The organism is Intestinimonas timonensis (assembly GCF_900626145.1).
GTDB classification, from domain to species: domain Bacteria; phylum Bacillota; class Clostridia; order Oscillospirales; family Oscillospiraceae; genus Intestinimonas; species Intestinimonas aquisgranensis.
Genome location: NZ_LR130816.1, coordinates 897,194 through 918,799, shown reverse-complemented (window position 1 = coordinate 918,799; position 21,606 = coordinate 897,194). Strand labels below are relative to the sequence as shown.

General features: G+C 62.2%; 19 protein-coding genes, 1 pseudogene and 1 other annotated feature. Of the genes and pseudogenes, 11 read left to right on the top strand and 9 right to left on the bottom strand.

Annotated elements, in window-relative coordinates:
- From E0E29_RS04570 to rnhA, 3 genes and pseudogenes are all read left to right on the top strand, one after another.
- On the top strand, window positions 1-384 hold the full coding sequence (locus tag E0E29_RS04570) for an SHOCT domain-containing protein (RefSeq protein WP_130848834.1): 384 nt from the start codon (window positions 1-3) through the stop codon (window positions 382-384).
- Between the two features lie 64 nt (window positions 385-448).
- A pseudogene (locus E0E29_RS18625) lies at window positions 449-784 on the top strand (endonuclease domain-containing protein); the annotation flags it as partial.
- 90 nt (window positions 785-874) lie between these two features.
- Window positions 875-1,315, top strand: a complete 441-nt coding sequence (gene rnhA / locus E0E29_RS18620; protein ID WP_242622398.1) for a ribonuclease HI — start codon at window positions 875-877, stop codon at window positions 1,313-1,315.
- 306 nt (window positions 1,316-1,621) lie between these two features.
- Here rnhA and E0E29_RS18005 read toward each other — a convergent pair whose 3' ends face one another.
- The 6 genes from E0E29_RS18005 to gpr form a co-directional block, all read right to left on the bottom strand.
- Window positions 1,622-1,858: a hypothetical protein gene (locus tag E0E29_RS18005; RefSeq protein ID WP_165449791.1), complete on the bottom strand. Its 237-nt coding sequence runs from the start codon at window positions 1,856-1,858 to the stop codon at window positions 1,622-1,624.
- A gap of 144 nt (window positions 1,859-2,002) precedes the next feature.
- Window positions 2,003-2,944 carry an AEC family transporter gene (locus E0E29_RS04550; RefSeq protein WP_130848832.1) on the bottom strand — a complete coding sequence of 314 codons (942 nt, stop codon included), beginning with the start codon at window positions 2,942-2,944 and terminating at the stop codon, window positions 2,003-2,005.
- Window positions 2,937-3,596 carry a pentapeptide repeat-containing protein gene (locus tag E0E29_RS04545; protein WP_130848831.1) on the bottom strand — a complete coding sequence of 220 codons (660 nt, stop codon included), beginning with the start codon at window positions 3,594-3,596 and terminating at the stop codon, window positions 2,937-2,939. Before E0E29_RS04545 ends, E0E29_RS04550 begins: the two co-directional genes overlap by 8 nt.
- A 90-nt stretch (window positions 3,597-3,686) precedes the next feature.
- Window positions 3,687-5,543, bottom strand: a complete 1,857-nt coding sequence (locus E0E29_RS04540; RefSeq protein WP_165449790.1) for an LTA synthase family protein — start codon at window positions 5,541-5,543, stop codon at window positions 3,687-3,689.
- Window positions 5,544-6,309: 766 nt separating this feature from the next.
- Complete coding sequence (locus E0E29_RS04535; RefSeq protein ID WP_130848829.1) at window positions 6,310-7,731, bottom strand: glycine--tRNA ligase; 1,422 nt, start codon at window positions 7,729-7,731, stop codon at window positions 6,310-6,312.
- 60 nt (window positions 7,732-7,791) lie between these two features.
- Window positions 7,792-8,002 (bottom strand) — a binding site (T-box leader).
- Between the two features lie 291 nt (window positions 8,003-8,293).
- Complete coding sequence (gene gpr / locus E0E29_RS04530) at window positions 8,294-9,205, bottom strand: GPR endopeptidase (protein ID WP_130848828.1); 912 nt, start codon at window positions 9,203-9,205, stop codon at window positions 8,294-8,296.
- 199 nt (window positions 9,206-9,404) lie between these two features.
- Here gpr and rpsT point away from each other — a divergent pair, with 199 nt between their 5' ends.
- The 5 genes from rpsT (at window position 9,405) to E0E29_RS04505 (ending at window position 14,731) form a co-directional block, all read left to right on the top strand.
- Window positions 9,405-9,668: a 30S ribosomal protein S20 gene (rpsT, locus tag E0E29_RS04525; protein ID WP_130848827.1), complete on the top strand. Its 264-nt coding sequence runs from the start codon at window positions 9,405-9,407 to the stop codon at window positions 9,666-9,668.
- A 190-nt stretch (window positions 9,669-9,858) separates the two neighbouring features.
- Window positions 9,859-10,323, top strand: coding sequence for a MarR family winged helix-turn-helix transcriptional regulator (locus E0E29_RS04520; protein WP_130848826.1), 465 nt, complete (start codon window positions 9,859-9,861; stop codon window positions 10,321-10,323).
- 15 nt (window positions 10,324-10,338) lie between these two features.
- Window positions 10,339-11,178, top strand: coding sequence for a DegV family protein (locus tag E0E29_RS04515; RefSeq protein WP_130848825.1), 840 nt, complete (start codon window positions 10,339-10,341; stop codon window positions 11,176-11,178).
- 930 nt (window positions 11,179-12,108) lie between these two features.
- A complete protein-coding gene (gene ytvI, locus E0E29_RS04510; protein ID WP_130848824.1) occupies window positions 12,109-13,257 on the top strand; it encodes a sporulation integral membrane protein YtvI in 1,149 nt (382 codons plus the stop codon).
- Between the two features lie 133 nt (window positions 13,258-13,390).
- Entirely contained in the window at window positions 13,391-14,731 is a 1,341-nt protein-coding gene (locus E0E29_RS04505) for a S1C family serine protease (protein WP_130848823.1), read from the top strand.
- A gap of 830 nt (window positions 14,732-15,561) precedes the next feature.
- Here the strand turns inward: E0E29_RS04505 and E0E29_RS04500 are convergent.
- Genes E0E29_RS04500 through lexA form a run of 3 tightly spaced genes read right to left on the bottom strand, consistent with a single transcriptional unit; the run spans window position 15,562 to window position 16,888 of the window.
- Window positions 15,562-15,798 (bottom strand): permease of phosphate ABC transporter, encoded by a 237-nt coding sequence (locus tag E0E29_RS04500; protein WP_242622368.1) that lies wholly within the window; start codon window positions 15,796-15,798, stop codon window positions 15,562-15,564.
- Window positions 15,798-16,265 carry a methylated-DNA--[protein]-cysteine S-methyltransferase gene (locus E0E29_RS04495; protein WP_130848822.1) on the bottom strand — a complete coding sequence of 156 codons (468 nt, stop codon included), beginning with the start codon at window positions 16,263-16,265 and terminating at the stop codon, window positions 15,798-15,800. The genes E0E29_RS04500 and E0E29_RS04495 overlap by 1 nt, the downstream gene beginning before the upstream one ends.
- Window positions 16,265-16,888 (bottom strand): transcriptional repressor LexA, encoded by a 624-nt coding sequence (gene lexA / locus E0E29_RS04490; protein ID WP_130848821.1) that lies wholly within the window; start codon window positions 16,886-16,888, stop codon window positions 16,265-16,267. The genes E0E29_RS04495 and lexA overlap by 1 nt, the downstream gene beginning before the upstream one ends.
- Window positions 16,889-17,076: 188 nt before the next feature.
- Between lexA and E0E29_RS04485 the strand changes: the two genes are divergently transcribed.
- The 3 genes from E0E29_RS04485 to E0E29_RS04475 are packed head-to-tail and all read left to right on the top strand — an operon-like array spanning window position 17,077 to window position 21,370.
- On the top strand, window positions 17,077-17,553 hold the full coding sequence (locus E0E29_RS04485; protein ID WP_130848820.1) for a MarR family winged helix-turn-helix transcriptional regulator: 477 nt from the start codon (window positions 17,077-17,079) through the stop codon (window positions 17,551-17,553).
- Window positions 17,547-19,283, top strand: coding sequence for an ABC transporter ATP-binding protein (locus E0E29_RS04480; RefSeq protein WP_130848819.1), 1,737 nt, complete (start codon window positions 17,547-17,549; stop codon window positions 19,281-19,283). Before E0E29_RS04485 ends, E0E29_RS04480 begins: the two co-directional genes overlap by 7 nt.
- Complete coding sequence (locus tag E0E29_RS04475; RefSeq protein WP_242622367.1) at window positions 19,283-21,370, top strand: ABC transporter ATP-binding protein; 2,088 nt, start codon at window positions 19,283-19,285, stop codon at window positions 21,368-21,370. The genes E0E29_RS04480 and E0E29_RS04475 overlap by 1 nt, the downstream gene beginning before the upstream one ends.
- Window positions 21,371-21,606 lie beyond the last annotated feature (236 nt).

The window sequence follows — 21,606 nt, the reverse complement described above, 5'->3', positions numbered from 1 at the left end:
ATGAGAAAACGTGTGACTTACCGCCCCAGTAAGAGTGGCTCCGTCATGGGGGGCGTGGTGGGCGTCATCTTTGTGCTCATCGGCCTCTTTGTGGTCATCCCCTCATTTTCCATGACCGGCGGCTTTGGCGCCATCTTTGGCGTCCTTTGGACCATCATCGCCGGCGTCATTGCCGGGACCAACTTCTACCAGGCCTTCGGCAAGGGCTATATCGGCCCTGAGATCCACATCGAGGAGGAGGGCGGCACTGAGCATGCTCAGGATGCCGCCGCCCCCGGCGATACCCAGGCCCGCCTCACCGAGCTGCGCGCCCTCTACGACCAGCGCCTCATCACCCAGGAGGAGTACGAGCAAAAGCGCAAGGAGATCCTGGAGGAGCTGTAAGATTCAGCGGAGGAGAAAAGAAAAACCTTCCCCCCACAGGGGGGAAGGTGGCCCGAAGGGCCGGATGAGGGGGTGTTGGAATATGCGCCCACGGATGCGGGAAAATGCCCGACAGCTCCGAAAAAATGCCACAAAAGAGGAGCAGAAGCTGTGGTATCAGTTTCTCCGTACCTTCCCCCTCCCCTTCCGCCGCCAGGTGGTGTTCGGGCCCTATATTGTGGATTTTTACTGTGCCGCCGCCAGACTGGCCATCGAGTTGGATGGCTCTCAGCACTATGAGGACCAGGGGCAGGCCGCGGACCGACGGCGGGACCTGTATTTGGAGCAGGTCCATCATCTGCAGCTGCTCCGGTTCAGTAATCTGGACATTACACAACGATTTGAGGGGGTGTGCGCTCTGATTCGGCAGGAGGCAGAGCGCAGCGCCCCCTCATCCGGCCCCTGCGGGGACACCTTCCCCCCTCAGGGGGGAAGGTCTGGAAGGAGAAGCATGAAGACAGTCACCATCTATACCGACGGCGCCTGTTCCGGGAACCCGGGGCCTGGGGGCTGGGGCGCCATCCTGATGTACGGCAAGTTCAAAAAGGAGCTCTCCGGCGGCGAGGGGCACACCACCAACAACCGCATGGAGCTCACCGGGGTCATCACCGCCCTGGAGGCGCTGAAGGAACCCTGTATCGTGGAGCTCTACTCCGACTCCAAGTATGTCATCGACGCTCTGGAGAAGGGCTGGGCCAGAGGCTGGAAGGCCCGGGGCTGGGTGAAGGGGGACAAGAAGCCCGCCCTAAACCCGGATCTGTGGGAGAAGCTCCTCACCCTGTGCGATTACCACACCGTCAACCTCCACTGGGTCAAAGGCCATGCCGAAAACCCGTACAACAACCGCTGTGATGAGCTGGCGGTGCTGGAGAGCAAGAAGTTTAAGGGATGAGGGCCTTTGACCCAAAATACGGGTACCCAAACAAAGCCCAGCGAAGCGGGTTTGTTTGGGAAAGGAGGAGCAAGGGAGCGGAGCGAGAAATGCCCGTCAGGGCATTTTGAGCGGTGCGGACTTTGCGACGACGCAGGCCATGCCGAAAACCCGTACAACAACCGCTGTGATGAGCTGGCGGTGCTGGAGAGCAAGAAGTTTAAGGGATGAGGGCCTTTGACCCAAAATACGGGTACCCAAACAAAGCCCAGCGAAGCGGGTTTGTTTGGGAAAGGAGGAGCAAGGGAGCGGAGCGAGAAATGCCCGTCAGGGCATTTTGAGCGGTGCGGACTTTGCGACGACGCAGGCCATGCCGAAAATCCCTACAACAACCGCTGCGACGAACTGGCGGTGCTGGAGAGCAAAAAGTTTAAGTAAAAAACCTTCCCCCCTCAGGGGGGAAGGTGCTCCAGTACGCACACTGGAGCGGATGAGGGGGCGTGGGATAGAAAATCTGCCTTTTCTTTTTTCCGACGCACCCTCATCCGTCTGGCCTTCGGCCATCCACCTTCCCCCTTACAGGGGGAAGGTTTTATAGGGCGCGCCGGGTCGTCGCGCCCCACGAAAAAGGGTCGTGTCGCCTCAAATCAGACACAAAAAGACCGCCGACGGGTTTAATACACCCGTCGGCGGTCCTTTTGTATGTACTTAAATGAGTCCCATGGACCGGAGGATGTAGAGCCAGCCGGTGAGGGTAAAGGCGCTCAAAAAGGTGGTGAGCAGGATGGTGTTAGCGGTGAGGGCGCCGTCGTAGCCCTGACCTCTGGCCATGACGTAGGAGCTGGAGGTGGTGGAGGAGGCCAGCATGATGAGGACGGTGACCAGCTTGTCGGTGCGGTAACCCAGCCACACCGCCAGGGGCAGAAAGACGGCGGCGAAGAGGAAGAGCTTGCAGAAGACAGCCAGGAGGGAGGGCTTGAGCTTGGCCAGGGCCTGCTCCGGGTCCACCGAGGCGCCCAGGCCGATGAGACCCATGGGGGTGGCTACACCAGCGAAGCTGTCCACCGACTTCTGAAGAATGACGGGCTGTGGGATACGCAGCAGGGACCAGACCATACCCACCACAATGCCGATGAGGATGGGGTTGGTGACCACCTTTTTAAAGGTGCGCAGGAGCCGGTCCCGGCTCAGGCCGCCCTGGTCGGGGTGCATGAGGGCCAGGATGAGGACGGCGGCGATGTTGTAGAGGGGCACGGCGCCGATGATCATGAGAGGGGCGGCGCCGGCGGTGCCGTAGATGTTCTGGATGAAAGCCACCCCCAGCAGGGCCACGCTGCTGCGGTAGGAGGCCTGGACGAACTCGCCCCGGAGCTCCCGGCTGAGCACGTGGGAGAGGAGGATCATGGCTAGGATGCTCACCGCCGTCACGCCGAAGCACAGACCCACGAAGCCGCCGTCCCACTGGGCGAAGAAGTCGGCCCCGGACATGTCCTGAAAGAGGAGGACGGGCAGGGCGGCCTTAAAGACAAAGCCGTTGATCTTGTCGGCAAAGGCCTTGTCTACAAAGCCCACCCGCCGAAAGATGAAGCCCAGCAGCATCATGAGAAAGACGGGTACCGTGGCGTTGAGACAGAAAACGAGATTATCCATGGGGAATCTCCTCCGGTTCTTTGATAATGAGGCCCAGGCGGCGGGCCAGCCCTGCCGCCTGCCACAGATCCACCACTGCCCCGCGGAGCTCAGCGCAGCTCTCTGAGAGGGTGATGGTGTCAATACCGCAGGTGGTGAGGTCGATATCCTTCAACATGGTGTGGACAAAATTTGCCCCCGTGAGGTCACAGTGGTCAAGGGTGACCCGGGAAAACTGACTTTGTGGAAAACGGACATGCTCCAGCTTACAGCGGGAAAAGTCGGTGTTTTGGAGCTTGCAGCCGGTAAAATCGGCCTCGGAAAGGCGGCAATCGTTCAGTTTGACCTGGCGCATGCGACAACGCTGGAGCCGAATACCGGAGGCGCGACAGTCGGTGAGAGCGGCGCGGAGAAAAAAGGCGGCGTCAAAACATCCACCGGATAGGTCGCATGTGTGGAAAACCACATCGGTGAAGGAGACGCCTGTCCAGCTGCAGCCGGGAAACCGGCAGTGATGGAGGATCACGTCCCGGAGCTCCAGGCCGGAGAGGTCCACCCCGGTGAGGACAAGCCCCTCCAGAGTGAGGCCGGACAGAGTTTCCTCCTCCTCCGCCGCCCGGCGCAGCAGGGCGATCCCTTCCTCCGGCGGAAGAGCGGGGGCAGATGGAGACATAGGCAGGACCTCCTTGGGAGCAGACAAGACACTGCGCGGAAAAAAGCCCACGCCCCGCCGGGACCAGCGGGGCGTGGCACTCTCCTGCCATCAGTGCAGGTCGTCGTAGATGAAGTTCTTGCGGTAGTAGTACTGGAGCATGTCGAAGTCGGTCACTAGGGCCTGGCCCTCGGGGGTGAGGGTGCCGGTGACGGCGCCGTCCTCCATGTAGAGGCCGGTGGGGGTGTTCATGACGGGCACCTGCTCCATGACGGACTGGGTGGCCTGCATGTAGGCCGAACCGGTCCAGCCGCAGGCGTCAAAGACCACATTCATGAGGAAGGTGGGGCTCACCGTGGGGCCCTCCCCCACAAAGTCGTTGCCCAAAGCCTCCTTGGCGGCGTCGTTGGCCCAGATGAGGTAGCGGGTGGAGTAGTAGTTGTAAAAACCCTCGGGGGTGGAGAAGTCCAGGTCCAGGCCGATGGCCTCATACACCGAGTTGCCGTCGCCCAGCCAGGGGTTGTGGTCGCCGAAGACCACGATGACCACCGGCTCCTCCTCTTCCCGGAAGTAGTCGAAGAACTCCACCAGGTTCTGGTTGGTGTCGTAGACGGAGCCGAAGTAGTTGTTGAGGATGTTGAGCTCGGCCTGGGTGTAGTCCTTGTCGTTGACCACGTAGTCGTCGCCCCACCAGGTCACGTCGTCGTTGTAGGGGCCGTGGCCCTGGTAGGTGAGATTGTACTGGAACACGGGCTGGCCCAGGGCCTTGTCCTGCTCCCAGAGCTTGATGAGCTCCGGGAAGAAGAGGTCATCGTAGCCCACGCCGCCGTCGGTCATGAGAGAGAAGTAGTTCTCCACGAAGCGGTAGTCCTCAAAGCCCAGGTTCACGTTGATGTTCTCCCGGTTGTAGAACCAGGCGTAGCAGGGGTGGGCGCCGGTGACGGTGTAGCCCTGGCTGCGGAAGTACCAGGGGTAGGAGTTGGTGGCGGACCGGAAGGAGCCCAGATCGGCAAAGCCGGTGAGGAAGCACCGCTCCGAGTCCACGGTGCCGCCGGCGAAGATGTTGGTGATGAGGTCGCCGGTGATGCTCTCCTCCTCCAGGGCGTGGTAGTCGGCGTACACCTTGGGGTCCAGGGTGGGGGTGCCGTACTTGGAGAAGTCGTCGTAGGACTCCAGCATGATGGAGATGACCGACACCTTCTTGTCCTCGGGGATGTCGGCATCGGTGTAGGCGGACAGGATGGTCTCGGCCCGGTCGGCGTCATAGCCCTCCGGCGGGGCGTCGGAGGCCGACTTCACGCTGTGGAGGAAGGGGTAGACGAAGCCCTTGGAGACGTAGACCTGGGTGGCCGACCACTGGTTGATGAGGCTGTTGTTGGCGGTGCGGTTGTTGTAGATGTCGTCGCTCTGGGTCATGTTCCACACGGGGAGGGCGCAGAGGACGGCCAGGGCAAAGCCCAGCAGCCGCAGCCGGGCGCCGGGGCGGCCCCGGACGCAGAAGTGGAGGAAGAGCCAGCCCAGGATGAGGACCACCAGGGCCAAAATCATGGTTTTGGTGAGGAAGAGCTGGTACTTCCCCGCCATGTTGCCGGCCTCCTTCAGAAGGAGCAGGTCCTCGAACATGAGGGGGTCGTTGCGGAACTGGAGCTTGAACCAGCTGCCCATGGTGAAGCCCAGGGTAATGGCGGCGGTGAGGCCGTAGGCCAGAGCGGTCCGACCCAGGATAAAGTAGAGCAGGAAGTAGAGAAGCACCACCGGGGCCAGGTTCAGAAAGGCGATGAGGGGGTTTTGGAAGTAGCTCAAAAGCATGGCCTTCTGGTCGATGACGGCAGCGAAGACCAGGCTCACAAGGCCGATGCCCAGAGCGGCACACAGGCCCCAGAAGAGGTTCCAGACCCAAAAGAGGGCCGTTTTCCATACCGGCCAGGACTGGACGGTATGGCGCTGGAAGAGGGGGATTTTTTTCATGATAGATTCCTTTTTCATCTGTGGGAGGGGGAACAAACAGAGCCTTCCCCCGGGGGGAAGGTGGCCCGAAGGAGCGGATGAGGGTGGGCTGCGTGGTCGCTCAAGGAACGTTCAAAACCCGTTTCTTTTTCCCTGCTGGAAAAAGAACGGTTTTTGGAATCCAAAGAAAAAGGGGCTCCCGAGCGGGTTAGGTGATTCCAAATAGTTATCCGGCGGCCTGTCTTTACGCCCCGTTGAGGACCAGCACCGTCCACAGGAGACTCCGCCGGTGGAACGGGGAAAACTTGTGGTCCTATCCGACATTTTTTCGCCGCCTGCGTGGGTGGGCGTCGGGGCGTGGTGGCGCTGCCTGATGTTACTTCTATTGTAGGGCGCAGCAATCGAAGGCCCCGGGGGGTACATCCAATAGGGGGACCATCGTCGGGGCAAAGTCCGCACCGCTCACCCCGGCCTGACGGCCAGGTCTCGCTCCGCTCCCTTGCCCCTCCTCTCCCAAATGGACCCGCTTCGCTGGGCTCCATTTGGGACCCTATTTTCCCTATGCTTGGTCGTTTCAAGGGGAAGATTGTCAAGGAGAAGGGTACCCAACACGAGCCCAACGAAGTGGGTCGTGTTGGGAGGAGGAGACACAAGGGAGCGGACCGACTTTTCGCCCTTAGGCGGAAAGAGAGGGGAGCGGACTTTGGGTCGACGATAATCCCCCTCCTTGACTGACTCTTTCGCCCCTTTCTGGTCATTCAGAAAGGGGCCCGCCGGAGGCATTTACTTAAAATGCCACCTTCTCAGCAATATAATCCTTCAGCTGATCAATAGGAATACGCACCTGCTCCATGGTGTCGCGGTCACGGACGGTGACGCAGTTGTCGGCGGGGGTCTTGTCGTCGCCCACGGTCTGGAAGTCCACGGTGATGCAGTAGGGGGTGCCGATCTCGTCCTCGCGGCGGTAGCGCTTGCCGATGGAGCCGGCGTCGTCGTAATCCACCATGAAGTACTTGGAGAGCTCGGCCTGGATCTCCCGGGCCTTGTCGCCCAGCTTCTTGGAGAGGGGCAGCACGGCGCACTTGAAGGGGGCCAGAGCGGGGTGCAGGCGCAGGACGGTGCGGACGTCGTTCTTCTCGGCGTCCACCACCTCCTCGTCGTAGGCGTCCACCAGGAAGGCCAGGGTGACGCGGTCGGCGCCCAGGGAGGGCTCGATGACGTAGGGGATATAGTGCTCGTTCTTCTCCTGGTCGAAGTAGGTCATGTCCTTGCCGGAGGTGGTCTGGTGGGCGTTCAGGTCGAAGTTGGTGCGGGAGGCCACGCCCCACAGCTCGCCCCAGCCGAAGGGGAAGACGAACTCGAAGTCGGTGGTGGCGTTGGAGTAGTGGGAGAGCTCCTCGGGATCGTGGTCACGGAGCCGCAGGTTCTCGTCCTTCATGCCCAGGGAGAGCAGCCACTGGTGGCAGAAGTCCTTCCAGTACTTGAACCAATCTAGCTCGGTGCCGGGCTGGCAGAAGAACTCCAGCTCCATCTGCTCGAACTCACGGGTGCGGAAGGTGAAGTTGCCGGGGGTGATCTCGTTGCGGAAGCTCTTGCCCACCTGGCACACGCCGAAGGGCAGCTTTCTGCGGGTGGTCCGCTGCACGTTCTGGAAGTTGACGAAGATGCCCTGGGCGGTCTCGGGGCGGAGGTAGACGGTGTTCTTGGCGTCCTCGGTGACGCCCTGGAAGGTCTTGAACATCAGGTTGAACTGGCGGATGTCGGTCCAGTTGTGCTTGCCGCAGGTGGGGCAGGCGATCTGGTGCTCCTCGATGAACTCCTTCATCTGGGTCTGGCTCATGGCGTCCACGCTGTGGCCCAGGTCGAAGTTGTTCTCCTGGCACCAGTCCTCAATGACCTTGTCGGCGCGGAAGCGCTCCTTGCACTCCTTGCAGTCCATGAGGGGGTCGGAGAAGCCGCCCACGTGGCCGGAGGCCACCCACACCTGGGGGTTCATGAGGATGGCGGCGTCCAGACCCACGTTGTAGGGGTTCTCCTGGACGAATTTCTTCCACCAGGCCTTTTTGACGTTGTTCTTGAGCTCCACGCCCAGAGGGCCGTAGTCCCAGGTGTTGGCCAGGCCGCCGTAGATCTCGCTGCCGGCGAAGATGAAGCCACGGCCTTTGCACAGGGCCACGATCTGTTCCATGGTCTTTTCGGTGTTTTTCATGGGGAGACACTCCTTATGATAAAAATAAAGGTAAGCAAAAGAAAACGCCCTGAGCCAAAGGCTCAGGGCGAACGCTGACGGTCCGTGGTACCACCTGAATTTGCGCCCCTTGGGGCGCACACTCTTGGGTCCTTAACGGGGACGAGACGGCAGAGCATTTCCGCTCCGCGGCTCACGGGCGCCTTCCGCGGGACCGTCGGGAGCCTTGCACCGAAGCGGCTCCTCTCTGCGGTCCGGGTCCTCGCGTACTCCTCCCGGTCACTGCCTTTTCCAATGTGGAGCCATTTTATCACCCTTTCTCCCCGCCGTCAAGGGCTGGAGCGGAAAGAAAGCACGGTTTTGGGCACTGTTTGGCCGGCGCAAGGGCGGCCTTTGGCCGAGCGCAAAACCTTCCCCCCACAGGGGGGGAAGGTGGCCCGGAGGGCCGGATGAGGGGGTGTTGGATAGAAAAACAGTCTGTGGGGTCCACGGACGCACCCTCATCCGTCTGGCCTTCGGCCATCCACCTTCCCCCTGGAAGGGGGAAGGTTTTGCCGGCGGATAGCATCCGCCCGCTCCCCCATCAGGACAAAAACAGCTCCACGTCCTCCACGGAGAGACGGGGGTGGAGGGCCAGGTCGATGCCGAAGCCGATGACCTTGGCCATGTCCTTGACCCGCTGGTCAATGTCCCTGGGAGTGACCATGAGGCTCCCCCCCACCCCACGGAGGGCGGCGGGGTCCAGGTCGTCCCGGCCAACCTCCTCTAAAATGTCGAGAGCCAGGGTGGCGCCGTCCACCACCGTGGGCACCCCCACGGCGATGACGGGCACTCCCAGCGTCTCCGCGTTGAGGGCGAAGCGGTGGTTGCCCACCCCGGAGCCGGGGACGATACCCGTGTCGGAGAGCTGCACTGTGGCGCAGATTCGATCCAGGCTCCGGGCGGCCAGGGCGTCCACGGCGATGACGCAGCCCGGCTTCACCTTCCCCGCCACCGCCTGGGCCAGCTCCCCGCTCTCCACGCCGGTGGTGCCCAGCACCCCCGCCGCCAGGGCGGCCACCGGCCGAAAGTCCCCAAAGTGCTCCGGGGCCTGGTCGATGAGGTGACGGGTCACCAGGGTGTGGTCGGCGGCGCCGGGTCCCACGGCGTCGGGGGTGATGGAGCGGTTGCCCAGGCCCACCACCAGCACGGGCGCCTTTTCCGGCACCCGGCAGCGCCGGAGCAGGAGGGAGAGCTCCCCAGCCAGGGCCCGGCAGGACCGGGGGAAGGCCTCCTCCTCCCGTCTCACCAGCCCGGTGAGGTCCACCGTCACATAGGTGCCAACGGGCTTGCCCAGGGCCTCCTCTCCCCTGCCGTCCAGGATCTCCACCCGGGTCACCGGGCAGCCCTCACGGCTCTCCTCTTGCACCCGCACGCCCTCCGGCGCGGGGGCGTCCCGCCCCGTTTTGGCCAGGGCCTCCGCCTCCACCGCCAGATCCGTCCGCCGCGTCAGCATGGATCACCACGCTCCCTTCCGCAAGATATAGTGTCTGCAGCGCCATTTGACCCCTATTTTTTGCGAAATACAATTTTTTTATCCAAAGCACAAAAAAATGCAAAAAAAAGGTTGCATTTTTCCAAGGGTTCTGTTAAAATGGATACCTGCACGGGCAGGTCCCGTGGATAGAACTATACCATCGGAGGAGGTGTTTGGTTTGCCGAATATCAAGTCTGCCAAGAAGCGCGTGCTGGTCAACGAGACCAAGGCGGCCCGGAACAAGGCGGCCAAGTCTGCGCTGAAGACCCAGATCAAGAAGTTTGACGCCGTGGTGGCCGAAGGCAACCGCAGCGAGGCCGATGTTGTCTACAAGGCCACGGTGAAGGCCATCGACAAGGCCGCCGCTAAGGGTCTGCTGCACAAGAACAACGCGGCCAACAAGAAGAGCGCCATGACCATCAAGCTGAACAAGCTGGCCTGAAGCGCAATGCACATTGCCTGAAAACCGCCTGCATCCGCAGGCGGTTTTTTGCTGCCCTTTTGGTCCAATTTTTGGGAAAAATGGAGAAAACCAAAATTTTATTTGAAATTCAAACTAAAATGCTTGACAAGGGGCGCGGGAGCGGATACAATGCCAATGTTTTGAACTTCAAAGAAAAGGAGGCGGCGGCATGGAGGTGCGGGGCGCCAAGATCAATCAGTTTCTGGTGGAGGTCTTTGACCAGATCCTGCGCCGGGAGGAGGAGGTCCTGACGGCGCGGTATCCCAAGCTGTCCCTGCGGGAGATCCACCTGATCGACGCGGTGTGCCGGGCGGCGGACCACGGCGGGGACAACCGTGCCACAGCCATCGCGGCGGCCCAGGGGGTGACGGCGGGGACGCTGACCACGGCGGTGAACCTGCTGGAGCGGAAGGGCTACGTGGAGCGTCAGCGGGACGAGAAGGACCGGCGTGCGGTGCGCATCCTGCCCACGCCGCTGGCCCGGGAGGCGGAGGCGGCCCACCGGGAATTCCACCGGCAGATGGTGGAGCAGGTCCTGGAGGGGCTGACGCCGGAGGAGTGCGACGCCCTGGTGAACGCCCTGGGGAAGCTGGCCCAGTTTTTCGCGCCGGAGACCGGCGCCAACGAAGCATAAAGTGAGGTAAGAAGTATGGTACGCATCGTCACTGACAGCACCTGTGATCTCTCCCCGGAGCGGCAGAAGGCTCTGGGCGTGGAGGTGGTCCCTCTTTCCGTCCACTTTGGGGAGGAGTCCTTCCTGGACGGCATCGACCTGAGCAACGAGGAATTTTACGCCCGGCTGCGGACGGCGGAGACCCTGCCCACCACGGCCCAGGTGAATCCGGAGGAGTTTGCCCGGCGGTTCCGGGCCCATGTGGACGCCGGGGACCAGGTGGTGGGACTGTTCATCGCCTCCCAGCTCTCGGGCACCTGCCAGTCGGCCATGATTGCCCGGGACATGGTGGACGAGGACAACATCTTTGTGTTGGATTCCACTACGGTGACCTTTGGTCTGGGTCTGCTGGTGGAGATGGCGGCCCGGCTGCGGGACCAGGGCCTGGACGCCCGTACCATTGCCCAAAAGTTGGAGGCGCTGGCCAAGCGTCTGCGGTTCTACGCGCTGGTGAGCACCCTGAAGTACCTGAAGATGGGCGGCCGCATCTCCGGCACCGCCGCCGTGGTAGGCGGCATGCTGGGCATCACCCCCATCCTGAACATCCGGGACGGCGTGGTGGAGGCGGCGGCCAAGTCCCGGGGCCGGAAGGGCGCTTTCCAGTGGATGGAGAAGAAGCTCCAGGAGGAGCCGGTGGACCTTTCCCTGCCCGTCTCCTTCGGCAACGCCGACAGCCCCGATATTATGGCTGAGTGTGAGGCCGCTCTGGCGGCCAGCGTCCCCGGCGCTGAGGTTTTGGAGAGCTCCATCGGTTCCGTAGTTGGTACCCATGCCGGGCCGGGGTGTACCGGCATCGCCTATTTCGTGAAGGAATAAAATAAGGTATGGGGCCGCACCCGGTTTTTTTCCGGGCGCGGCCTTTTTGTGTCACGACGCTGTGTGATATGGGTAGGGGCGGATGAGGGGGAGCCTTACGGCGTGGTTTTGCGTCCCGTTTCTTTGTCTTTCTGTTACGTGAAAGGACAGAGGAGACGCGCTCAAAACCCGTTTCTTTTTCCCTGCTGGAAAAAGAACGGTTTTTGGAATCCAAAGAAAAAGGGGCTATTAAGCGGGTTAGGTGGTCCCAAATAGGAATCCGGTGGCCCGGCTTTACGCCCCCATTGTGGACCAGCCCCGTCTACGGTAGACTACCTGGTTGGAACAGGGGTAAGCGGTGGTCCTATCCCCACTTTTTTCGCCGTCTGCGCGGGTGGGTATCGCGGCGTGGTGGCGCTGCCTGGTGTTACCTATGATGCAACGTGGGGTGGTTTAGCAGGTAGCCTCCTCTACGTATTGGGCACCGGCGGCGTTACGAAGTAAGCCGACGGTGCAAGTTATGTAACAGTAGGAGAGCCTGGGGGGTACATCCAATAGGGGGGCCGCGGTCCCCCTATGTTTGGTCGTTTCAAGGGGAAGATTGTCAAGGAGGGGGAAATCGAAATCCCCCTCCTTGACTGACTCTTTCGCCCCTTTCTGGTCATTCAGAAAGGGGCCCGCCGGAGGCAAAATTCCTTACATAAGGATGCTACCACGGTTTGTCCCACAAACAACGGCCTCATCCCTCTTTCCACATTGTGCACATCCAGATATTACCTGTGGAAAACCCTGTGGAAATTGTGCAAACTTTTGTTCGAAGTACATCGAGCAAAAAAAATGTAACCGGAAAGATTTACAAATTCGTGATAAGTTGCGGCGGAGACCTGTTATAATGTCCCTTCGATAGAGCGCCGCCGTGAGGTGCGGAAAACAGAGAAAGGATGAGCCGGTGTGGAACGGGGAGAATTGACCTGGCGGGAGCGGGGCAGACTGTGGGTGCGTCTGGGGGTCCGCCTGCTGCTGGCGGTGGGGATCGTGTTGGTGCTGCGTTATCTGGTCCCTCCCCTGCTGAGCCTGCTGATGCCCTTCGTGCTGGCCCTGATCACGGCCTGGCTGCTCAACCCCATGGTAAAAGCCCTCCAGCGGAGATTGGGACTGTCCCGGGGGCTGCTGTCCCTCTTTTTGATCTTACTGGCCTTTGCCGCCGCCGGGGGCATCCTCTTTGGCCTGGGATACAGCCTGTTCAGCGAGGTGAGTACCCTCATCGACAACTGGGAGGGCTCCTGGAACGCCCTCCAGACCGGGGTGGACGCCGTGGGCGCATGGCTGGACAAGCTGCTGGCCTATCTGCCCGGAGAGGTGGAGACCTTCGTCAACGCCAACCTGGACCAGCTGTGGTCCGCTTTCAGCGGCTGGGTCAGCTCGGTGGTGCCCCTGGTGGGCACCTGGGCGGGCAATTTCGCCATGGGTGTGCCCTCCTTCGTGGTGGCCCTCATCGTCTTTATCATGGCGGCCTACTTCATCACCGCCGACTACCCCCACTACCGCTTCCTCATGACCGACCGCCTGCCTCCGGAGGTCAGGACCTTTGTCTCCCATGTCAAGCACACAGCGCTGGGCGCCTTCGCCGGGTATGTCCGGGCGGAGATCATCATCTCGGCGGGAGTCTTTGCCATTCTGCTGGTGGGCTTCCTGCTCATCGGCCAGCCCTACGCGGTGCTGCTGGCCCTGCTGCTGGCGGTTCTGGACTTCATCCCCATCATCGGCTCCGGCACCGTCATGGTACCCTGGGCCTTCATCGACCTCCTCACCGGCAACTGGGTCCACGCTGTGGGACTTATGGTGGTGTGGGGCATCATCTGTGTCTTTCGCCGGGTGGCCGAGCCCAAGGCGGTGGGCAGCCAGACCGGCCTCTCCCCCATCCTCTCCCTCATCAGCATGTATGTGGGTATGCGCGTGGGGGGCGTGCTGGGGATGATCCTGGGGCCGGTGCTGTGCCTGGTGGCCATCAATGTGGCCCGTACCGGTATCTTCGACGGCCTGACCGCCGATCTGGCCCTGGCCGCCCGGGACACCGCCGCCCTACTCCGGCGGGAGTGAACCTTCGTTCAAAAATGTTTCGCGGACCGTTCAAAAATCATTTCGGGAATCTTCATGAAATGGTCACAATTTCCCGATAGAATAAAACGCGAACAGAGAGAAAAGCGGAATGCTTTTAAAGGAGCGACGTTTTATGTACGAGTATAACAACGAAAACCGGCCCCAGGACCCCTGGAGCGATCCCATTGAGACCACGGGCCGTCCCGTGCATGAGGAGCCCGAGCAGCCCAAGCCCAGGAAGAAGAAGGGCGGCAAGCTGGTAGCCCTGTGCCTGGTGTGCGCCATCATCGGCGGCATCGCCGGCGGGGCCGGCGTGGGAGCGGCCACCGGAGCCTTCGCCCAGGACAAGACCACCATCTACGAGGGCACCCGTACCCCCACGGTGGTCAACGTCTCCAACGTGACGGGCAAGGACCTCCTCACCGCCCCGGAGATCTACGCCACCTATGTGGGTTCCACCGTCGGTATCACCACTGAGATCACCACCACAAACGTGTGGGGCCAGCCGGTGTCCCAGGCTGCGGCCGGTTCCGGCTTCGTCATCACCAGCGACGGCTACATTCTGACCAACTACCACGTCATTGAGGACGCCGACAGCATCCAGGTGGCCTTTGTGGACGGCACCACCTATGACGCCACCCTGGTGGGCGGCGAGTCGGAGAACGACATCGCCGTGCTGAAGATCGACGCCACCGGCCTCACCCCCGTCATCATCGGCGACTCCGACAACGTGAAGGTGGGCGAGCAGGTAGTGGCCATCGGCAACCCCCTGGGCGAGCTGACCTTCTCCATGACCTCCGGCATCGTGTCCGCCAAGGACCGCAGCATCACCATGGAGAACGGCAACGTCATGAACATGATTCAGACCGATACCGCCATCAACAACGGTAACTCCGGCGGTCCCCTCTTTGACATGTACGGTCAGGTCATCGGCATCACCTCGGCCAAGCTGTCCGGCTCCAGCAGCAGCAAGGCCACCATTGAGGGACTGGGCTTCGCCATCCCCATCAACGACATCAAGGACATGGTCACCGACATCATGGAGAACGGCTATGTGACCGGCAAGCCCTATATGGGCATCACCGTGAGTACGGTGCCCGAGAGCATCTCCGAGCGGTACGGCATGAGCCAGGGCGCCCTGGTGGAGAGCGTAGATGAGAGCTCCTGCGCCGCCAAGGCCGGCCTGGAAAAGGGCGACATCATCACCGCCATGGACGGCAAGACGGTGATCTCCTCCGCCGAGCTGGTGGAGGCCAAGAAGAACTACAAGGCCGGGGACACCGTGACCCTGGAGGTGGAGCGCAACGGCGAGAAGCTGGAGCTCACCCTCACCTTCGACGAGGACAACCCCGAGCGCCGGGCCGCCCAGGAGGAGGCCCAGGAGCAGCAGGAGCAGCAGAGTGAGCAGAGCTCCAACTCCAACTCCGGCAGCTACTTCTGGCCCTTCGGCGATCTGAGCCCCTGGTTCTATTGATGATCTTTTGACAGAAACGACGGCGCGGCCGCCGGGAGAGATCCCGGCGGCCGCGCTGTTTTCTGCGGAACGGTTTTGAAATTGTTTTTGTGTGGGGCGCCACCACTTTTGCGCGGGGCGCGGCTTCCCAGACGCGCCAAACCACGCCCCGAACCATGAACCATTCTGTTATGTGAAAGGACGGGAGAGACGGTTCAAAGACCGTTTCTTTTTCCCTGCTGGAAAAAGAACGGTTTTTGGAATCCAAAGAAAAAGGGGCTTCTAGGCGGGTTGAGTGGCTCCAAATAGGAATCCGGCGGCCCGTCTTTACGCCCCCGTTGTGGACCGGCACCGTCCACAGGTGACTCCGCCGGTGGAACAGGGAAAAGCTGTGGTCCTATCCCACATTTTTTCGCCGCCTGCGTGGGTGGGTGTCGGGACGTGGCGCCGCCGCCTGGTATTCCCTCTATCGTGGGGCGCGACGACCTCGGCGCGCCAAACCACGCTCCGGGGATTGGGTAGGGGTGGATCTCATCCGCCCGGAAACAAAAAAAGACCTTCCCAATGGGGAAGGTCTTTCAGGTTGTCGAAAAAGGGCATATACGTCAGATTTTGTGCAAGAGCCTCGCAGAGTTCCGTCGTCCGCAGACGACGGAATCAAGTACAGTCTGTTTTTTCCGGGGACATGTGCCTCGGAAAAAACACTGCTCAGGCCGCAAACGTGCGAGCGAAGCGAGTGCGATGCAGCGGCCTGCATCTTTTCGAAAAAATGCCTGCATTTTTGAGAGAGCCTGTCGACTTTGTCGACAGGCTCAAAGACCTTCCCAATGGGGTAGGTCTTTTTTGTGTGTTCAGTCCTCCGCCCGGTCGGTGCGGAAGAGGGCGCCCAGAAATTTCACCATGAGGGGGAAGTAGGTGCCGATAAAGATCAGGGTGGAGAAGAGGGCAAAGGCGGGCTTCTTCTTCCGGGGGACGGCCAGGCCCAGCAGGGTCCCCAGGGACAGGAGACACAGCTTCAATGCGGCCACATCCTCCAGGTCCAGCTCCCGGACCATGAGTCGGCCGGCGGCGATCCACTTTTTCACCATCAGAGACACTCCTTTCCCGATTCCAGCGCCAGCAGGGCGCGTTTGAGGTCCAGCCCTCCGGCGTAGCCGGTGAGGGCGCCGCCCTTCCCTACCACCCGGTGGCAGGGAATGAAGATGGGCAGAGGGTTCACATGGTTGGCCTGCCCCACGGCCCGAACGGCCTTGGGCCGGCCTACGGCGGCGGCGATCTCCCCGTAGGTCCGGGTCCCGCCGTAGGGGATGGCCCTCAGGGCCTCCCAAACCGCGCGCTGAAAGTCCGTCCCTGCCGGGTCCAGCGGCAGGTCAAAGTCCCGCCGTTCTCCGGCGAAATAGGCCATCAGTGCTTCCCGGGCCGCCCGGAGCAAGGGGGTCTCCTCCCCTTTCCCGCACAGGTCGGGCAGGGTCCCCGGCAGCCAGAGCCGGGTGAGGGCGGTCTCCCCCTCCAGGGCCATGGGGCCGAAGGGGGTCTCAAAGCGGAGCCAAGCCATCAGTCGTACCGCCGCACCACGGCCACCACCTTGCCCAGCAGCTGGGCGCCGTCGCCGTCGATGGGCTCGTACTCCGGGTTTTCGGGCATGAGCCAGACGTGGCCGTCCTTCCGGCGGAGGGTCTTGACGGTGGCCTCGTCCTCGAAGAGGGCAACAACAATGTCGCCGTTGCGGAAGGACTCCTGCTGGTGGACCACCACATAGTCCCCGGGCAGGATGCCGGCGTAGAGCATGGACTCGCCCCGGACCCGGAGGGCGAAGTGCTCCCCGGAGAGGCGGCCGGTGTCGAAGGTGAGGTAGTCCTCGATGTTCTCCTGGGCCAGGATGGGGGCGCCGGCGGCCACATCGCCCACCACGGGGACCTGGTTCTTGGGGGGCTCGGGCTTGCGGCGGCGCTCCGGGGCGGGAAAGCCCCCCGCCACGGTGATGGCGCGGGTCTTGCCCTCGGCCTTGGTGATGATGCCGGCCTCCTCCAGACCCTTGAGGTGGAAGTGGACGGTGGAGGGGGATTTTAAGCCCACATACTCCCCGATCTCACGCACAGAGGGGGGATAGCCGTGGTCCTGCTGAAAGGAGACGATGAACTGATAGATCTGTCGCTGCTTCTCCGTCAGACCCTTCATAGGCGGCCCCTCCTTGTAGACATAAATGCAAAATTATCTTATCACAGGGTCCACAAAAAGTCAAACAAGCGTTCTAAAATATTTGGTAGGCAGCGTTCACAGAAAATTCATTGACAATGCAACTGTAAGGGTCTATGCTATCTAAGCATGCTAATGATAAACCAGCTAACTAATTTGGAGGTGGGGATGTGTGCCAGAGTAGAGCGGACAGCGATCTGCCGGGCATCACCTTCCAGGCGGTGGCCCGGGCCCGGAAGCAGCTCATGCTGACGGAGCTGGCGGGGCGTGGCCTGGGGGATCTGGGCAACCCGGTGCTGCTGTTTCTGCTGAAGGAACGGGAGGGGCAGGTATCCTCCCAGAAGGAGCTCTCCGACGCCATGCGGATCTCACCGGCGTCGGTGGCGGTGTCCCTCAAATCGCTGGAGCGGGGCGGCTATGTGGAAAAGCTGTCCGATGAGAAGGACCAGCGGCGGAAGGCGGTGCGGCTCACCGACAAGGGCCGGGCCGCTCTGGAGACCTGCTTTTCCATCTTTCAGGGCGTGGACCGGCGGATGCTGGACGGCTTCACCCCGGAGGAGATGGAGCAGGTCCGGGCCTTCCAGCTGCGGATGCTCCGCAACCTACGAAATTCTCTGCCTGCGGAAAGGATGGACTGTTCATGCTGAAAAAACTCTTTCCCTATATGGGGGGGTATAAGCGTCTGGCGCTCATCACCCCCCTGCTCATGGTCCTGGAGGTGGCCTGCGAGCTGGCCCTGCCCCGGTTTATGGCGGGCATCGTGGATGTGGGCATCGTCCAGGGCGACCTCAATTATATTCTGAAGATGGGCGGCATCATGCTGGTGCTGGCCCTGTGCAGTATGACCTGCGGTATGCTGGGCGCCAAGTTCGCCGCCATCGTGGGTCAGGGCTTCGGCGCCAACCTGCGCCGGGGCATCTACAACAAGGTGCAGGACTTCTCCTTCGCCGACATCGACCGGTTCTCCTCGGCCTCCCTCATCACCCGTATCACCAACGACGTCAACGCCATTCAGATGATGGTGACCATGGCCCTGCGGATGCTGGTCCGCGCCCCGGTGATGCTGGTGGCGGCTCTGGCGGTGGCCATCAGCATCAACGCCGAGCTGGCGGTGGTCATGCTGGTGACCATCCCCCTGCTGGTCATCGCCATCGGCGTCCTGATGTGCATGTGCAACCGGCTCTTCCAGGTCCTCCAGAAGCGCATCGACGCCCTCAACGGCACCATTCAGGAGAACCTGGTGGCCATCCGTGTGGTGAAGGCCTTCGTCCGGGAGGGCTATGAGAAGACCAAGTTCAAAGCCTCCAACGACGCCCTCACCAAGGCCACCATCAACGTGGATATGCGGGTCATCGCCATGATCCCCATCATGATGATGGCCATGAACGGCGCCACCGCCGCGGTGCTCTACCTGGGCGGCGGCCAGGTCATCGGCGGGGAGATGCTCATCGGCGACCTCTCCTCCTTCATCACCTATATCTTCCAGATCCTCATGAGCGTCATGATGCTGGGCATGAGCTTCCTCCAGCTCTCCCGGTCCATCGCCTGCGCCCGCCGGATCAACGAGGTGCTGGAGACGGAGCCCTCCATCGAGGACGGTCCCCTCACCCCCGCTGAGCTCCCCGAGGCCAAGGGCCAGGTGGAGTTCCAGAACGTGGACTTCAAGTACGACGCCGGCGGCACCGGTGAGAACGTGCTCAGCGGCATCGACCTCACCATCAAGCCCGGCGAGTTCATCGCCGTGGTGGGCGGCACCGGCACCGGCAAGTCCTCCCTGGTGAACCTGATCCCCCGTTTCTACGACGTGTCCGGCGGCGCGGTGCTGCTGGACGGGGTGGACGTGCGGGACTACCCCCTGGAGGAGCTGCGCAAGCGCATCGGCATGGTGCTCCAGAACAACGTCCTTTTCACCGGCACCATCCGGGAGAACCTCCTGTGGGGCCGGGCCGACGCCACCGAGGAGGAGATGATCCAGGCGGCCAAGAACGCCCAGGCCTACGACTTCGTCATGGCCTTCCCCGACGGCTTCGATACCCAGATGACCCAGGGCGGCACCAACGTCTCCGGCGGCCAGAAGCAGCGGCTGTGTATCGCCCGGGCCATGCTCCGCCACCCGGCGGTCCTCATCCTGGACGACTCCACCTCCGCCGTGGACACCGCCACCGACGCCAAGATCCGTCAGTCCTTCAAGGAGAACCTGGCGGGCACCACCGTCATCATCATCGCCCAGCGGATCTCCTCCGTCATGTCCGCCGACCGTATCCTGGTGCTGGACGACGGAAAGATCGCCGACATCGGCACCCATGACGAGCTCATGGCCCGGTGCGGCATCTATCAGGAGATCTACCAGTCTCAGCAGGAAGGGGTGCAGGAATAATGGCCCAGCAGAATCAGCACAACATGCCTGGACCGGGCGGCCCCGGCGGTCCCGGCGGCCGGGGCGCCCGGGGCGGCTTCCAGAAGCCCAAGAACCTGGGCAAGACCATCGTCCGGCTCATGGGCTACCTGGCCCAGAAGAAGTGGCCCCTCCTCATCGTCCTGGTCTGTCTCCTGGGATCGGTCTTTACCAACATCGCCGGTTCCAGCTTCATCAACCTGGTCATCATCAACAACATCGCCGGGGGCGTCTACACCTCCCCCGCCGACCTCCTCTCCGACGTCCTCAAGCTCCTGGGCATCTACGCCGTGGGCTGGGTGTGCACCTACGGCCAGTCGGGCATCATGGTCCAGCTGGCCCAGCGGGGCACCAACCGCCTGCGCAAGGAGCTTTTCGACCACATGCAGACCCTGCCCCTCTCCTATTTCGACAAGCACCCCCACGGCGAGCTCATGAGCCGCTTCACCAACGACGCCGATAACGTCCAGCTGGCTCTGGAGCAGAGCGTGGTCTCCCTCTTCTCCAGCGTGCTCATGTTCGTGGGCATCGTGGTGGTCATGCTTACGGTGAGCCCCCTCCTCTTCCTGGTGTCGGTGTTCACCCTGGGCGCCACCTTCCTGGTGTTCAAGGTCTTCGGCGGCCGGTCCCGGCGCTACTACCAGAAGCAGCAGGCCGACCTGGGCGCGGTGAACGGCAACATCCAGGAGACCATCGAGGGTCTGAAGGTGGTCAAGGCCTTCACCCATGAGGAGGCGGCCAAGGACCTCTTTGCCGGCCTCAACGAGAGCTACCGCGCCTCCGCCACGGCGGCCAACTTCTACTCCACCGCCATCATGCCCATCGCCATGAACATCATGAACGTGGGCTACGCCCTCACCGCCGCCTTCGGCGGTGTGCTGTCCATCGTCATGGGGCTGCCCTTGGGCTCCTTCACCCTCTACCTCAACTACTGCCGCCAGGTGGGCCAGCCCATGAACCAGATCTCCCAGCAGATCACCACCATCCTCTCCGCCCTGGCCGGTGCCGAGCGCATCTTCGAGTGCATGGACGAGAAGAGCGAGGTGGACGAGGGCTTTGTCACCCTGGTGCCCGTGGTCCGGGATGAGCAGGGCCGCATGGTCCCCGCCGCCCAGGGCGCCCACGTCCACGACTGGGCCTGGAAGGTGCCCGACAACAACCGCTTTGTCCTCACCCGTGCGGTGAAGGACGAGAACGACGAGCTGGTGGAGTGCCCCGAGGGCACCGAGGGCGCCCTGTGGGCGTGGAAGTACCCCAACGAGGGCGACCCGGCCTACGGTCTCCACCGCATCCGGGGCGACGTCCAGCGGGAGGAGGGCTACACCCTCACCCAGCTTACCGGCGCGGTGCGGCTGAGCCATGTGGACTTCTCCTATGTCCCCGACAAGCAGATCCTCCACGATGTGACGGTGTTCGCCAACCCCGGCCAGAAGATCGCCTTTGTGGGCTCCACCGGCGCAGGCAAGACCACCATCACCAACCTGGTCAACCGGTTCTACGAGATCCAGGACGGCGTCATCACCTACGGCGGCATCGACGTGAAGGCCATCAAGAAGGACGACCTGCGCCGCTCTCTGGGCGCGGTGCTCCAGGACACCCACCTCTTCACCGGCACCGTCATGGACAACATCCGCTACGGCCGCCTGGAGGCCAGCGACGACGACTGCATCGAGGCTGCCAGAATCGCCGGCGCCGACTCCTTCATCCGGCGGCTGCCCCAGGGCTACCAGACCATGGTCACCGGGGACGGCGCCAACCTGTCCCAGGGCCAGCGGCAGCTGCTGGGCATCGCCCGGGCGGCGGTGGCCGACCCGCCGGTGATGATCCTGGACGAGGCCACCTCCTCCATCGACACCCGCACCGAGCGCATCATCCAGAAGGGCATGGACGCCCTCATGGAGGGCCGGACGGTGTTCGTCATCGCCCACCGGCTGAGCACGGTGCGCAACTCCAACGCCATCATGGTGCTGGAGGGTGGGCACATCATCGAGCGGGGCGACCACGATGACCTCATCGCCCAGAAGGGCCGGTATTACCAGCTCTATACCGGCGGCGCCGAGCTGGAGTAAAGCACCTCTAAGCTTTCCCCTGGGGGTCTGACTGTCCGGTGGACAGTCAGAAGAAATCACTTCTTCCTCAGCCCGTGGTGGCTGGCCGAAGGCCAGACGGATGAGGGGGAGCCTTACAGCGTGGTTTTACGTCTCGTTTCTTTGCCTTTCTGTTACGTGCAAGGATGGGAGAGACGCTTTCAAAACCCATTTCTTTTTCCCTGCTGGAAAAAGAAATGGGTTTTGGAATCCAAAGA

Bases quoted from the DNA above. Each gene is read 5' to 3' on its own strand.
- E0E29_RS04475 (WP_242622367.1), top strand. From the start codon at position 19,283: ATGGCCCAGCAGAATCAGCACAACATGCCTGGACCGGGCGGCCCCGGC.
- E0E29_RS04495 (WP_130848822.1), bottom strand. From the start codon at position 16,265: ATGGCTTGGCTCCGCTTTGAGACCCCCTTCGGCCCCATGGCCCTGGAG.
- E0E29_RS04545 (WP_130848831.1), bottom strand. From the start codon at position 3,596: ATGTCTCCATCTGCCCCCGCTCTTCCGCCGGAGGAAGGGATCGCCCTG.
- E0E29_RS04540 (WP_165449790.1), bottom strand. From the start codon at position 5,543: ATGAAAAAAATCCCCCTCTTCCAGCGCCATACCGTCCAGTCCTGGCCG.
- E0E29_RS04500 (WP_242622368.1), bottom strand. From the start codon at position 15,798: ATGGTGAAAAAGTGGATCGCCGCCGGCCGACTCATGGTCCGGGAGCTG.
- gpr (WP_130848828.1), bottom strand. From the start codon at position 9,205: ATGCTGACGCGGCGGACGGATCTGGCGGTGGAGGCGGAGGCCCTGGCC.
- E0E29_RS04520 (WP_130848826.1), top strand. From the start codon at position 9,859: ATGGAGGTGCGGGGCGCCAAGATCAATCAGTTTCTGGTGGAGGTCTTT.
- E0E29_RS04515 (WP_130848825.1), top strand. From the start codon at position 10,339: ATGGTACGCATCGTCACTGACAGCACCTGTGATCTCTCCCCGGAGCGG.
- E0E29_RS04505 (WP_130848823.1), top strand. From the start codon at position 13,391: ATGTACGAGTATAACAACGAAAACCGGCCCCAGGACCCCTGGAGCGAT.
- rnhA (WP_242622398.1), top strand. From the start codon at position 875: ATGAAGACAGTCACCATCTATACCGACGGCGCCTGTTCCGGGAACCCG.
- lexA (WP_130848821.1), bottom strand. From the start codon at position 16,888: ATGAAGGGTCTGACGGAGAAGCAGCGACAGATCTATCAGTTCATCGTC.
- E0E29_RS04535 (WP_130848829.1), bottom strand. From the start codon at position 7,731: ATGAAAAACACCGAAAAGACCATGGAACAGATCGTGGCCCTGTGCAAA.
- E0E29_RS04550 (WP_130848832.1), bottom strand. From the start codon at position 2,944: ATGGATAATCTCGTTTTCTGTCTCAACGCCACGGTACCCGTCTTTCTC.
- E0E29_RS18005 (WP_165449791.1), bottom strand. From the start codon at position 1,858: ATGGCCGAAGGCCAGACGGATGAGGGTGCGTCGGAAAAAAGAAAAGGC.
- E0E29_RS04570 (WP_130848834.1), top strand. From the start codon at position 1: ATGAGAAAACGTGTGACTTACCGCCCCAGTAAGAGTGGCTCCGTCATG.
- E0E29_RS04480 (WP_130848819.1), top strand. From the start codon at position 17,547: ATGCTGAAAAAACTCTTTCCCTATATGGGGGGGTATAAGCGTCTGGCG.